This window comes from Nostoc sp. (assembly GCF_036917355.1).
Taxonomy (GTDB): domain Bacteria; phylum Cyanobacteriota; class Cyanobacteriia; order Cyanobacteriales; family Nostocaceae; genus Nostoc.
In genome coordinates, this window is sequence record NZ_JBALDP010000056.1 from 1 (window position 1) to 14,456 (window position 14,456).

At 38.8% G+C, this 14,456-nt stretch carries 11 protein-coding genes; 5 read left to right on the plus strand and 6 right to left on the minus strand.

What is annotated here, in order from left to right:
- Positions 1-75 precede the first annotated feature (75 nt).
- The 3 genes from cofH to V7K53_RS15910 form a co-directional block, all read right to left on the minus strand.
- Positions 76-1,236 (minus strand): 7,8-didemethyl-8-hydroxy-5-deazariboflavin synthase subunit CofH, encoded by a 1,161-nt coding sequence (gene cofH / locus V7K53_RS15900; RefSeq protein ID WP_335198472.1) that lies wholly within the window; start codon positions 1,234-1,236, stop codon positions 76-78.
- Positions 1,237-1,725: 489 nt separating this feature from the next.
- Positions 1,726-2,895 (minus strand): hypothetical protein, encoded by a 1,170-nt coding sequence (locus V7K53_RS15905; protein WP_335198473.1) that lies wholly within the window; start codon positions 2,893-2,895, stop codon positions 1,726-1,728.
- 415 nt (positions 2,896-3,310) lie between these two features.
- Positions 3,311-3,502 carry a CbtB domain-containing protein gene (locus tag V7K53_RS15910; RefSeq protein ID WP_335198474.1) on the minus strand — a complete coding sequence of 64 codons (192 nt, stop codon included), beginning with the start codon at positions 3,500-3,502 and terminating at the stop codon, positions 3,311-3,313.
- A gap of 702 nt (positions 3,503-4,204) precedes the next feature.
- Between V7K53_RS15910 and V7K53_RS15915 the strand changes: the two genes are divergently transcribed.
- From V7K53_RS15915 to V7K53_RS15935, 5 genes are all read left to right on the plus strand, one after another.
- A complete protein-coding gene (locus V7K53_RS15915; RefSeq protein WP_335198475.1) occupies positions 4,205-5,230 on the plus strand; it encodes a multicopper oxidase domain-containing protein in 1,026 nt (341 codons plus the stop codon).
- 171 nt (positions 5,231-5,401) lie between these two features.
- Positions 5,402-6,439, plus strand: a complete 1,038-nt coding sequence (locus V7K53_RS15920; protein WP_335198476.1) for a helix-hairpin-helix domain-containing protein — start codon at positions 5,402-5,404, stop codon at positions 6,437-6,439.
- Between the two features lie 159 nt (positions 6,440-6,598).
- Positions 6,599-7,033 (plus strand): ferritin-like domain-containing protein, encoded by a 435-nt coding sequence (locus V7K53_RS15925; protein WP_322663110.1) that lies wholly within the window; start codon positions 6,599-6,601, stop codon positions 7,031-7,033.
- 127 nt (positions 7,034-7,160) lie between these two features.
- Positions 7,161-8,129, plus strand: a complete 969-nt coding sequence (locus tag V7K53_RS15930) for an FTR1 family iron permease (protein ID WP_335198477.1) — start codon at positions 7,161-7,163, stop codon at positions 8,127-8,129.
- Between the two features lie 279 nt (positions 8,130-8,408).
- A complete protein-coding gene (locus V7K53_RS15935) occupies positions 8,409-8,846 on the plus strand; it encodes a hypothetical protein (RefSeq protein WP_335198478.1) in 438 nt (145 codons plus the stop codon).
- Between the two features lie 216 nt (positions 8,847-9,062).
- Here the strand turns inward: V7K53_RS15935 and V7K53_RS15940 are convergent, their stop codons facing one another.
- The 3 genes from V7K53_RS15940 to polA form a co-directional block, all read right to left on the minus strand.
- Positions 9,063-9,635, minus strand: a complete 573-nt coding sequence (locus V7K53_RS15940) for a hypothetical protein (protein ID WP_335198479.1) — start codon at positions 9,633-9,635, stop codon at positions 9,063-9,065.
- A gap of 173 nt (positions 9,636-9,808) precedes the next feature.
- Positions 9,809-10,732: an ABC transporter substrate-binding protein gene (locus V7K53_RS15945; protein WP_335198480.1), complete on the minus strand. Its 924-nt coding sequence runs from the start codon at positions 10,730-10,732 to the stop codon at positions 9,809-9,811.
- Positions 10,733-11,043: 311 nt separating this feature from the next.
- Entirely contained in the window at positions 11,044-13,986 is a 2,943-nt protein-coding gene (polA, locus tag V7K53_RS15950; RefSeq protein WP_335198481.1) for a DNA polymerase I, read from the minus strand.
- Between the last annotated feature and the right edge of the window lie 470 nt (positions 13,987-14,456).

Sequence of the window (14,456 nt, forward strand, 5' to 3'; positions counted from 1 at the left end):
GCGATTTCAATCTCAAAAGGACGGCTCATGAGTATTCAAATTTATCAAGTTTGCTTCCCTCTATTATATGCAGCTTCATATTAAATTGGTATAACGACTAATAACTTTTTGATAAAGAGTATCCCGTTGTTGGTAAGGTCGTCCTAAAGATGCGATCGCAGTTTGTAAGTTTTCTACTTCCATACACGTACCGCCCAAAGCACCTGCCATTGTGGTAATATGCTCCTCCATCAAAGTGCCCCCGATATCGTTGCAACCCCAAGCTAAAGATTCTGTCGCACCTGTAAGCCCCAGTTTTACCCAACTCTGTTGATGGTTGGGAATCCAATTACCTAAGTAAATTCGCGCTACAGCTCCTAGCAGCAGTGCATCGTTTAAAACTGGTTGATCGCGTCCGACACGGCGACGTAAGGATTTGGGGGCTTCTTGACCTACGAAGGGTAATAAAATAAATTCTGTGATCCTGGCTGGATATCCCCGATTGATGGCTGTTTTTTGGAGCGATCGCAATTTTTCTAAATGTCCGATTTGCTGTTCGTGGGTTTCAATATGCCCAGATAACATGGTGCTAGTGGTATGCAAGCCTAATTTGTGAGCGGTGCTGACAATTTCTAGCCAAGTGGCTGTATCAATCTTCTCTGGGCACAATATCCGCCTTACTTCATCGTCTAATACTTCCGCTGCTGTTCCCGGCATTGAGCCAACACCAGCATCGCGCAAAGCAGTAATCACCTCGGCATATTCCAGTCCGTCAAGTCTGGCGATAAATTGCACTTCTTGGGGAGAAAAAGCGTGTAAATGTATGTGGGGAAATTCCTGTTTAATGGTTTCTACGACTTTCAGGTAGTAGGGCAAAGATTTACCATTTATCAGTGCTTGTGGATTTAATCCCCCCTGCATACAGATTTCTGTCGCACCCCGTTTTACTGCATCTGTCGCTTTTTCCAAAATTTGCGCCGAATCTAACCAGTATGCATCGGCATCACCATCATCTCGACGGAAAGCACAAAAACTACAGTGCTGCTCACAAATATTAGTAAAGTTAATATTACGGTTAATTATGTAGGTGACAGTATCTCCTACTTGGGTGTGGCGGAGTGTGTCGGATGTAGTACGTATTGCTGCGATCGCTTCTGGCTCAGTTTGTTGTAACAATACCACTCCCTCTTCGGGAGATAAGTCGTATCCCATCAAAGCACGTTCCAAAATTGTTTCAAACGCAATTTTTGTTAGCATTACTTTCTTAATTTCTCGGTAAATCTTAATTTTATGAGCTTGTAAATAATAAAATTCTACTTAATAAATATACCAATTTGGCGAAAATCTTAAGCTCTAACATAAGTTTTACCTTTAAACCTATTGCAATCGCCTCCCTTGTCCTATCACACTACCTTTTTATAGTTCGATATGGTTCAGTTAGCGCCAAAAACCTTAAACTATGTAGGTTGAGGAGCCACTGCGTTGGGCGGGTTTCCCGACTTGTTCGCGCAGCGTCTCCTCTTGGGAGAAGCAAGTGGCGTTTGAGGAACGAAACCCAACTTATCCGGGGCTTTGTTGGGTTGCACTTTGCTTAACCCAACCTACATTTTTTTTCACTGAACTGTATTATTTTATGTTTATACAATCCATTAACAAAAAAAATAGTTGTGGTTCAACCACAACTATTTTCATTGAGTAATCTACATCTTTGTATTAGCAGAAATTTTTAGTAAAACTCTGATATTACTAATTTGTCCTTGCTTGTGGTTTTCGTCGATGTTGTATTAGCAATCCAATCGCCATGCCAATACCAACAAAAGCTGTAAAGTAAAATAAACCAATTAATCGGATGTAAATTGGTGGTGCGATCGCTTCAACTTCAACTTCTTGCGCTACTTTCACTGGTGCAAATTGCCGGCTAGATCCTGATAAAGGAGTGGCTTCCACCTCGATTTTGTGCGGTGAACCATCAAAAAATTGTTCAAGCCATGTTAACTTACCTTGTTCGTCAGGAATACCTTTATAGTCAAAGACTGTTAAATTGTGTTCTATAGCGATCGCTTTTACTTGCAAAGCTACATCTGTAATAGGCTGTCCGGTTGCGGTATCTTTCACCTGTAACGCTAAATTCGCAAGTTTTCCGACAGTTGCGTTTTTATCTCCGCCAAGGTTAATTTCTAATCCCTGAGATTTTTGAGATGATGGTGCGATGGTTTCAGTACTAGTTGAGTGATGTCCGCTGCCATGAGCTTCTGCAACTTCTGCACTAATATTGATAACTAATAGGGTTACTATAGCCACTACAGTTAATGCACTTAATAAAAGGCGGACTGACTGTGGTGCGATTTCTCCTTGTTGTAGTTCTTCTTGTCCACCGATAACCCAACCACCCAACAATCCAAGTGACAGTAAAATAGCTGCGATTACAACAAAATATTTATATTTGATTGGGTTTTCGTGAACATTGAGATTTAAGGTTTGTTCATAAGCAGTAAAAGTGTTTGCTACCAAGGGTGACACTTTAACTAACAGTTGGTAATTACCACGAATGGGTAACATCTGCTGAATTTCTAGCTTACCATCAGGTGCATTGGCATTCATTTGCAACAATTGTGTCCCCTCAACAATGGGAAAATCTGTTGTTAACCAAGGATTATGCGGCGGTGTCAGAATTTGTAAATTAATTTTGGCATTTGTTAAAGATTTACCCGCAGCATCAACAGCTTGTAAAGTCAAAGTAACAGGAGATTGCGGTTTTTCTGCCTCTGCTTCAAAGGGAAGAATACGTTCTAAAGGTGGGTTGGTGGAAAGTAGCACTCTAGATGTAGGAATTTGGGAACTTCCCACAAAAGAATAAAGAACTGACAAAACAATGCAAACAGCGCTGATAACTCCAAAAATTCGATATTTTTTCATACGAACCTACGGTAAATGTGAAGCTCATGTCATTTCTGCAAGTTAAACTTTCATAGCAGTGGATGAAAGTTACTCCAGATTATTTTTACTAAGTAAAAAAATTCCAGTTAAAGAATTAGTCAGAAATCAGACATCATCTTATACCAATTTAATGTGAAGCTGCACTAAATCAGTAACTCTCTATTCTTGGCGTTGTTGGCGTTGTTGGCGGTTCGTTTAATATTCTGTGCATCTTCATCCAGAATTGGTATCAAGTTAAGGTGATGTAGAGATGATAAACAAAGCATCTCTACAAAACCTAAAAGTTATTTCCCAGCAAAAACCTGGCGCGAAATTTGCACTATTTTAGCGTCGTAAGTTTGTTATGTGATGTCGCAAAGCTTCATGCACCTAAAAATCTTGGGATTATGATAATTTAGTGACAGGCAACGCCTAATGTGTGGTGACGCGCTGAGTGTGCTGTGTTATGAACCGCAGGATAGGTGGAGAACAAAACAGTCCAGATAACTAAAGAAGATAGCATTATATAAAGTGTTACCTGCACAGGTTTGGATAAGGTAATACCTGCGGTCTTCTGCAATAGTGAAATATGAGAAAAATTAGTCATTTTTGACCTCCTAATAATAAATTTCGGTAGTTCATCAATCAAAGGGCATAACGCCGCTTGATTGCAAAAAGATATACCATCAACTTTGTATTTGACAAGTGTGTATCAAATGTATTGTGTAATTCGACTTTAGTGAATACTATACTATCCTTTGACATCGGCCGATCGCGATGCAGAAATCTACACATAAAGTCCATACAAATAACAAAAGAATGACACATGATTTTGAGTGACGGCATTTTCAGCGCTGCTAACACGAAGGTAACAGATAAAAATTAAAAATTAAAAGTTCTTACGTTGCCAAGCATTCAAAAATCCTTGAATAAAGGTAACTTATGTTATCTCTAAACCAATTCAATACACTAGAGATTAGCAATAGTTTTTTGCTTGTGTCCATATTCAAGGTGTTATTATACTCATTGTTTATACTGTAAGTATTGCTGAAGGAATAAGTATATCAGGAATATGTATGAAACAGCTAGTTTTGTGTGAAGGTTATTTATACATAACTAAGCGTATAACTACAGTTAAAATCACGAAAATATTGCGATAGTTTTTAGAGTTCGATCTAGATTCAACAACTTAACTGGCAATTTAGAAGCACTGAAAAATTATTGACAATAATTATTAATTCCTCTAATATCTAAAAGCAATTGCAAATCTTTTGCAATTCTTTTTTGGCGCTAACTGTAACTAAATGTCATGCCCAACAACTTCGCTCTAGGTAACGGAAAACCTTGGAGCCGCCGTCAATTATTGCAGCTGGGACTAGCCGGTGCTGGAATAACTGGTGCAGCTGGACTTTGGCAGATGCTAAATCTACAAAGTAACTCAATCGTTAAAGTGCCACCATTCGATAGGTCAGCACCAGATGATGTTACTAACCCAATGAAGATGTTGAGAGATTTTGATTATGGGACAGTAAAGCAAGAAAATGGACGGACTATCCGGGAATTTCAGTTAACTGCTGGTTCTTCCATCATAAAACTCAATAGTGCTGTCTCTTACAACATCTGGGATTTAAACGGTCGCATACCAGGGCCAACGCTACGGGCAAAACAGGGCGATCGCATCCGGGTACTATTTCTCAACAACGCGGGACATTCTCACTCTTTGCATTTTCATGGCGTTCATCCAGCGGAAATGGATGGTGTTCGCCCAATCAGCAATGGTAATGCCACAATCTACGAATTTGATGCTGAACCTTATGGCGTTCATTTATACCACTGCCATATTGAACCAGTGACCCGTCACATTGCCAAGGGACTGTACGGAATGTTTATCATCGATCCACCGACTCCCCGTCCCCCGGCTGATGAAATCGTACTAGTGATGGGTGGATATGACGTGAATGATGATAGCCATAACGATTATTACGCCTTCAACGGTCTGCCTCACTATTACATGCATCATCCCATCGGCATTTACAAAGATCAGTTGATTCGGCTGTATGTCCTCAACATCATTGAATACGATCCAGCTGTGACGTTTCATCTCCACGCCAACTTCTTTGATGTTTATCGCTATGGCATGACTATGACTCCTAGCGAGAAAGCAGATGTGATTACGATGGGTGTCGCAGAAAGGCACATCTTAGAGTTTGCTTTTCGTTACCCAGGTAAGTATATGTTCCATCCCCATCAAGATGCGATCGCAGAAAACGGTTGCATGGGTCAATTTGAAGTACTTGCTGAAAGTAACTCTCAAAATAATGTTAAACATTCCTGACAATATTATTAGTAATTTGTAATTAATTTATTAAAGTTTCCGTAAGTAGTTGATAAAAAATCTCATTATATGCAACAGTAAAATCTATGACAATTTGTCAAACAAACTACTTTCTAGATAATAGTTTGAAATGTTTCAATTAATACCTTTTAATTAGTGTGAGGAGCAAAAATGATAAAACTTCGTTATATATGTTTAGCAGCAGCAGCAGCGGTAATAGTTACCTTGAGTTCTTGTAGTAATACCCCAACCGCAGAAAATCCATCAGCACCAGTTGCTAGCACTCCAGCTACAGAGGCAGTAAGTAATAACAGTCATAGTGGTCACGGTAGCAAAGAAAAAATTAACATTAATAGTGCTATCTTGTCAGAATTAGATAAGTTTGAAGCCAAACTAGGTGTTCCAGCTTTATCTAACAAAATCCAGGCAGGTCGTCCTTATGGTAAACCAGAAGATTTAGTTACTAAAAAAATAATTACTCAAGAACAGTTCGACCAAATTAAAGACCAGGTTGGCGTTCAGGAAGTAGTACTCACAGGTGAGGCAAAAGATGTTGATTATATGTCTAAATTAGGCTTAATGAAAGGGCATCTTTTGGTAGCCAAAGAACTGCTAGATCAGAATCAGCCGAAACAGGCAGAACCTCATATTGGGCATCCAGTAGAAGAGATTTACGTTGATGTAGAAGATCAATTGAATGAACGAAAAGTCAAAGAATTTAAGACCACTTTAGTAAGTTTGCAAGATTTAGTGAAATCTAGTCCGAAGGATAGCAAAGTTAAGACTAATTTTACTTCTTCAATGCAAGCAGTTGATGGAGCGATCGCAGCTTTGCCAGAAGCTCAACGCTCAAAACCAGGATTTACGCTACAGGTAATTAACGAACTACTAGATTCGGCCAACTCCGAATATGGCGCGGCGATCGCAAATGGTAAAGTAACCGCGCCAATTGAGTATCAAGATTCCCGTGGTTTTGTCTTTTACGCTAATGAATTATACAAAGGGATTTCTAGTCAAGTAGCTCAAGCAGATCCTGAAGCACACAAAGCGATCGATACTAGTTTTGCTGAACTAATAAAAGTTTGGCCTGCTGCCATCCCACCAGCAAAAGCAGTCAAAACACCTGATGATGTTACCAAACTAGTAAAAACCATTGAGGAAAACTCTCAAAAAGTGGTTGACAAATCCAATACCCAAGCACAGAGATAACACTTTAATTTAATGGAAAGTATAGGTTAAGGAGTTTAAAATAGTTAGGAGTTAGGAGTTATGAATTATGAGTTATGAATTCCAGAATACTAACTCTTACAGTTCCAACTCCTCACTCCTAACTAATTACACTCCCTTCGTTACTTTAACTAACAACTGATGCAAGAACTTGACCATAAAAAGACTATTGACCTGCTGAACGCCATCATGGAATTTGAACTAGCAGGAGTAGTGCGCTACACACATTATTCTTTGATGGTAACTGGCCCTAACCGTATTCCAATTGTGGCTTTTTTCAAAGCACAGGCAAGTGAATCTTTACTTCATGCTGAACAAGTGGGAGAAATTCTCACGGGTTTAGATGGGCATCCTTCACTGAAAATTGCCCCAATGGAAGAAACCTACCAGCATAAAGTCAAGGATATCTTGGAAGAAAGTTTATCCCATGAAAAAAAAGCATTGGATCTGTATAAAAAATTGCTCGAAACTGTCACCAATGCCAGCATTTACCTTGAAGAATTCGCTCGCGGTATGATTGGACAAGAAGAGATGCATAATCTCGAACTGAAAAAGATGCTACGCGATTTTGGTTAATAGTCATTAGTCATTAGTCCTTAGTCATTAGTTATTGGTCATTAGTCAAAAATAAATTCAAAGGACAAAGGGCAGATGACAAAGGACAAAGGACTAATGACAAAGGACAAAAGACAAAGGACAAAAGATGAATTTTAGTACTGCTCTACCTACTTTTGTAATAACACTTCGAGAAGGAGTGGAAGCTGCCCTTGTTGTTGGTATTGTGCTAGCTTTGCTAAAAAAAGCTAAACAATCCCGACTCAACTCTTGGGTATATGCTGGTGTCGGTGTTGGTATTGTCGTCAGTGCCTTAATAGGCGTGTTATTCAGTTGGATAATTCAAGTACTGGGAGCCGCGAATCCTCAATATACCACCGTAGTTGAACCAGCGCTAGAAGGTGTATTTAGTGTATTAGCGATCGCAATGCTCAGTTGGATGCTAATCTGGATGACTAAACAAGCCAGATTCATGAAAGCTACAGTTGAGGGAGCAGTAACAGAAGCGCTGACACAAAACTCAAATGCTGGCTGGGGTGTTTTTACTTTAATTTTAATTGCCGTTGTTCGCGAAGGGTTTGAAACTGTTCTGTTCGTTGCAGCTAATTTTCAACAGGGATTAATGCCAGCCTTGGGCGCTATTGCTGGTTTGGTAGCGGCAACTGCTATTGGAGTGCTGCTATTTAAATGGGGTGTCAAAATTAACATCCGCCAGTTTTTCCAAGTAATGGGCATTTTATTAGTGCTGATTGTGGCTGGATTGGTAGTTTCAGCCTTGAAACACTTTGACGAAGCTGTAGCTAACCTTGCCCTTAGCAGTCGTGCCACAGAAAACCTTTGTTTTTATTACGAACGTTTTACAAAAGTCCATTCCTGTATTTTGGGGCCAATGGTTTCCAATACTTCCACAATCTTGCCTGACGAACAGTTTCCTGGCATTATTCTCAAATCTTTATTTGGCTATAGAGACAACCTCTATCTTGTGCAAGCAGTAGGATACGTGGGATTTTTACTCATCATTGGAGGACTATATTTCCGCAGCCTTGGGGGTGCTTCTCCTGAAGGTAAAAAGAATGTCCCTTTTGGTCAAAAACCAATTAGTTCTGCAAAAGATTAAAAGCACAGTCAGTTACCTTGTTTGCAGTCTCCCTTATTCCCAGTCTATGGCTGGGAATCGCTTTTGCATAGCTACGCTAATGTCGATTTAGAAGTAGCTGCCTTAGTTAAAACCACAGTTAATATTTTTGCCATTGTAATTGAATACAAATGTTTTCAAGTAATACCAATTTGAAAAAATAATGCAACAAATCAACTATTTGTAGAGACGCGATTCATCGCGTCTTTAGCCAAGCATATGTTGCAATCATTAATTGAATTGGTATAATCAAAAAAGGAAATGAGCAAAATTTTTATATTAAATTCCTTACTGTTACTTTCTCAAATACCCAATTTAGAAGGAAAATTTTTAGATTTAAAAAATCAATTGGAAAAAACAGGGTTTCAGGTAATCATTGCGCTACCACCAAAGCGAGGAGCTTATGGGTTACTAAGAGAAACTGACAAAAAAATCTGGATTAATCCCGTAGTGTTTGAATTACATATTGGAACTCAAACACTAATCCATGAAACTGTTCATGCAGCCCAGGTATGTGCCGGAAAAGGAAAAATAAAAACTTTAGGTTTAGACATTCAACCAAGCAATTATGCTCGACCATTTTTTAGGCGCTATACTGATGTCAAACGACAAGATTTAGAAAAAGAAGCTTATGCAGTGCAAACTCAACCTAATAGTTTTGAATTAGCTGTATCTCTTCTTCAACAACACTGTAAATAGCTAGTTTAGTAGATGTAAAAGCTGAAGCGCCCTGATTTAACTGCTTTGTAATACAAAGTGTTGTTGAGTAATAATCTTGAGTGCAAAGAATACTTTAAAACACGAATTTATTAAGGATTTTTTAGTACAAAATAACAATAAAAATGCTTTGCAGCAGTTTCAAAGTAATTTGAATGTTGAAGTAATCATAGTAATTGTCAAATTTATGTTGTCTTACTATTGAGTACACGCATTTATAAGACGGTTTGGAAAACTAGGTTCTCTAGTATTAACTTGACACTTCTTTGTTCCAACTTCCTTGCTGTTTTTGATAGTTCCTATAAAAATTCTCTCTTGTTGTAACTCAAATCGGCAAATAGCGTCATCAGAAGTGATGAAACTCGGTTCAAAGTTCTCATAAACACTAAAAATTTTCCCATTTGAACATTCTACTCGCTCAACAAGATTAATATTATTACCTAGAGCTAATTGTACTAAAAACACAAAAAGAATGAAACAGCCAAAAAATCCTGCTACTAGAATACTAAAAAATTTTAGCAAGTCTTCTTTGAACAAAAAGCTATTGATAAATAGTAATAAAGGTGTGATATAAAAATATAATGTGGTAATTTGGTTGAATAGATCAAACTCGAAAATAATTTTGCTTGACCAATTTAAATCCCAGTTAAAAATGAGTGGTATTAGACTAATTATAATAACAACTAAGTTGTCTGAGGGTCTATCAAGTCTACTTATCAAGAACCAGCGAATCCATCGCCAAAAGTTTTTGATAAGTTTAGCAATCTGCATTTTTCAATACTGATATCTATAAATAAATAATACTCTTTAATATAGGACTCAGATTTTATTTTTGAAAACATACTGACACTGAAAAGACTGTTTTATCAGGGTTTTATCTAAAATCACCTCCGATAAATGCATTCTTTATTGACTGTTCTTTCAGTATCGAGCTAAGTGCCTTGTTATGCAAACAACGCTTGCTTAAGCTGCTGACAAGCTTTTTCAATTGCATCTATACTACCTGGATTCACCAGACCAAAATAATCAAACACATAGACTCGGTTATTTTTAGTTGCTTGCAATTGCTGCCAAAAAGCTTCCTTTTTCAAAGAATCTAAAAGCGCAGCTTCCGAATTTCCTTGTGGAGGATTAACTAAAATTATCACTTCTGGATTTGCTTCTAAAACTTTCTCAGCCGAAAGCGTCACATAGCCACCAACTGGACTTTTTCCTTGTAAATCTGCTGCTATATTTTTCGCCTGAAACTTCGCTAGCAAATCCCCTGCCCAACTATTTTTGTTCGGCGCTAAAATTGGTTGACGACTGACCAGTGCTAGAGTGGAAGGACTCTGAGTTGGCTTATCTGGCAAAAAAGTTTTATAACGGTTTAACAAAGGCTGAGGATCGGCATTAATTAATCCAGCCAGTTTTTTAGTAAGTTCTTCTAGAGATTCCCAGCTATTCACCTTAGTGAGCAAAGTCGCAATTCCTAGCTGCTGAAGTTTTTGAATTGGAATGTTAGAAAAACCTTCAGCACCAATAACTAAATCTGGTTTGAGTGCTACAACTTTCTCTAAATTTGGCGGGCTCTGACCTTCACTAACGCGGGGAATATCCTTGAATCTTGAGTCATTCTTAAATAATTTACTACCAGTGATTCCAACAACTTTTGTTTGATCGAGTCGAGAGATGATGTCAGCAGAAAGAGAAGAAAGAGCAACCACTCTTTTTGCCGATACTTTTGGTAATTGCTGAGAGTTCGTGTTAGTCGCCTCAGTGGTATTTTCCACTTGGGTTTGTGGTTGCTGAGTATTTGCAGTGGTGCAAGCAACTAAAACTATACTCAACAAAATTGCTACAGCAGATAAGAGCCAACGACGATGCATATTAAAATTCCTTATATATATGAGTAAGAATGTATAACAGAATGTTTGTAAAGCACTGGCGACTAGAAGTCGCGGCTACACAGACTTGTGTTGAGCGGAGTCGAAATACAAAACCTGCCTTTGCAGGTTAAAACACCTTAATTTTTCTTAGTCCACGGAGGTGGAATTTGTTTGTGTAGCCGCGATTTCCAATCGCCCAATACTTTTAAAGCATCCTTTAAAATTGATATCGATTAGGCCTGTTGTAACTGCTAAGATCAATATACGCCCATCTCAATGTAATTTTTCCAGTCCCCAATCCCCAATCAAACTTACTTCGTCTCCATCCAATTGTCACCAACACGCGCCTCCACAAGCAAAGGCACACTCAACTGCACTGCCTTTTCCATCACCGATTTAATTTGTAGTTGTAATTCTTCCCACTCATTAGGAGGAATTTCAAACACTAATTCATCGTGAACTTGCAACAACAAACGCGCCTGATAGTTCTTCAAAACCTCATGCAATCTCACCATTGCAATTTTGATAATATCAGCGTTAGAACCTTGAATTGGTGCATTAGCCGCAGAGCGTAATAAACCCGCATCAAAAGCACCCAAATTCTTCAACTTACTCAGATCGATATCTTCTGGATTACTGCCTTTTAATTTGCGTAAACTGTTATTAGTAAAGTCAAAATAACGACGGCGACCGAAAATAGTTTCTACATAACCAAGAGCGATCGCTTCTTTTTTCACTCGCTCCAAATATGCAAAAACTTTGGGATATCGTTCATTAAACCGCTTAATGAACTCGTTGGCAATAGTCTTATCTATCCCCGTTGAGCGCGAAAACCTTAGAGAACCCATTCCATAAATCACACCAAAATTGATAGTTTTCGCCATCCCTCGTTCTTCTGAGGTTATATTTTCTTTTTCAAACACTAACCGCGCCGTCACAGTGTGAACATCTTCATTTTGCTGATATGCTTGCACCAATATCGGCTCTTGACTCAAATGAGCCAAAATCCGTAATTCAATTTGTGAGTAATCAGCAGCCACCATTAACCAACCAGCTTCTGGCAAAAATGCCTTCCGAATTTGGCGACTAAAAGCTGTACGAATAGGGATATTTTGCAAATTCGGATTAGAAGAAGATAACCTACCCGTTGATGTTGCTGCTTGATTAAAATCAGTATGCACCCGTTGGGTATCTGGACGCACCAATGCAGGTAATGCATCAACATAAGTAGACTTTAATTTAGATAGGGTGCGATATTCAACGATCGCTTCAACAAATCCAGTTTTATCATCTTCTTGAAGTCTTTCCAGTGTTGCTGCATCTGTAGAGAAGCCCGTTTGAATTTTACGAGAATGTTTGGTGCTTAACCCCAACTTTTCAAACAAAATTTGGCTCAACTGTTTAGGAGAACCCAAGTTAAAATTTTCCCCAGCTATTTCGGTTGCTTCTTCTTTTAACCTGGCTAACTCTGTTTCTAAATGCTGCGAAAGCTCTTGTAAATAAGCCGAATTAATCCGAACGCCTGTATATTCCATTTGGGCTAAAACAGCTTCTAGTGGCTGTTCGACTTCCACAAATAGCTTAGACAAAGCTGGAAATTGCTCTAAATCCTCACGCAATTTCGCCACTAAACCAAAGGTAGAATAAGCATCCATCCCGCAGTAATCTGCAACGGCGGGAATATCTATATCAGCAATGGTTTTGCCTTTAGGAACTAAATCTAAGTAACTTTTAGCTATCAATCCCAAATATCGCTGCGACAAATCCATCAAGTTATGACTTGAATCTGGATTTAGAATATAACTTGCCAGCATGGGATCAAATACGACTCCCGCCAAATTAATTCCTTGACATCTGAGAACTAAGCGATCAAATTTGGCATTCTGTAAAGCTTTGGGATAATCAGCACTTTCGAGAATTGGGCGTAATGCTTCTAGCACCAAACCTTTACGCAAATTTTCCCCAGTTTTGTGCCCCACGGGAATATAGGCTACTTCATCTGGTTCCGTTCCCCAACAGCAACCAATTCCTACTAACTCAGCGTCTCTTGGTTCTAAATCGGTGGTTTCAGTATCCCAAGCAACGGGTGTTTCTGGATTAGTGAATTTTTGCAAAAGTTTCACTAACTCAGTTAGTTTGGCTTCGGTGTTGATGATGCGTGGTGTAATTGGAGAAGTAGATTGTTGTGGAACTGCTGCTGTATCACTAGCACTGAAAAACCACAAATCATTATCTTCATTTGCGCTGAATTCTGAGTTAATATTGGGATTAATTGCATCTGTTTTGGCTTCTTGCTTTTCTTCAATTTTCCCACCAAAACGTTGCTGAAGGTCGTTTATCCTGCCTAAAAAAGACTTAAATTCTAATTTTTCTAAAATTGGTGATAAGACGCTTGTATCAAAGCCTTTTAATTTGCAATCTTCTAAATCAAATTCTATAGGGACATCTAATACTATGGTTGCCAAATAGCGAGATTTCTCAGCATCTTCTTTACCCGCTGCCAGTTTTTTCTGAGTTGCGCCTTTAATTTCTTCTAACGCAGCATAAACATTCTCAAGTGAACCATAGGTATTCAGCAGCTGTACTGCTGTTTTTTCCCCAATTCCCTTAACACCAGGAATATTATCTGATTTATCACCACAAAGAGCTTTGAAATCAACAATTTGTGAAGGTAAAACGCCCATCTTCTCTTTAACTTGTTCTGCTTCAAATTCCGTGATGCTATTTGTAGAGCGCTTTAGGGCATCTGGACTAAAATTCAGAACAGTGATTTCTTTGTCAGAGTCGATTAGTTGAAATAAATCGCGATCGCCAGTCAGAATCTTCACCCTATAGCCAACCGCAGTGACTCGCTGTGCTAAGGTTCCCAAAATATCATCAGCCTCAAAACCAGGGGCAGTGAAAAAGGGTAGATTAAAGCCATTCAGCAACTCATGCAGGTTTTCCAAGTCGGGAATGAAGTCTTCTGGTGTTTCCGGGCGATCGGCTTTATAAGTCTCGTCCGCTTCGTGGCGAAAAGTTGCCTCAGCCAAATCAAAAGCGATCGCCATTGCTTGAGGCTGTTGTGTTGCCATTACCTCTAACAGGCACTTCACAAAACCAAAACATATACTCGTAGGAATCCCTGCTTTAGTACGCAGTCCTCCATCTCGCCCTTTGGCGAAAGCAAAGTATGAACGATAAGCCAGCGAGTGCCCATCTACGAGGATGAACGTGGGGCGTGTTGTAGTTGCGGAAGTCAAAGTTTCAGACATAGCCCTATTTTAGCCAGAAGCCTTGTCACATAGTTAGCAATTTCAGATGCTTGTTCTACTTGGCTTTGGCGACAATAGCCCAGTTTTTGCGTACCAATTGCTCTTGAGTATGATTTTAGACAAATTTATATTTACGCATTTGCAACTTTAGTACGGAAGGGAAGTAGAAACAACTTTTGGCAGAAATACCAGCTCAATTAAGTACGTGAGTATAAGCATAGTAACCGGATAGTAAATAGATCCTCAACTTATCAGCAAAAGTCGGGGATCTATCTCCTGAGCGTTTTATGTTTAATTAGGTTGACCTAGCTTACTTCTCAGGAACCAACAAAAACTAGCTTAATATTTCGACATAATATTACCACTATCAAAACCTCTTGCTTAATAAAACTTTATATGTACCAATCAAAAAGTCTATTTATCGAAGGAATTTGAACATAATAACTTTACATAAAGTTACGTGTATTTAT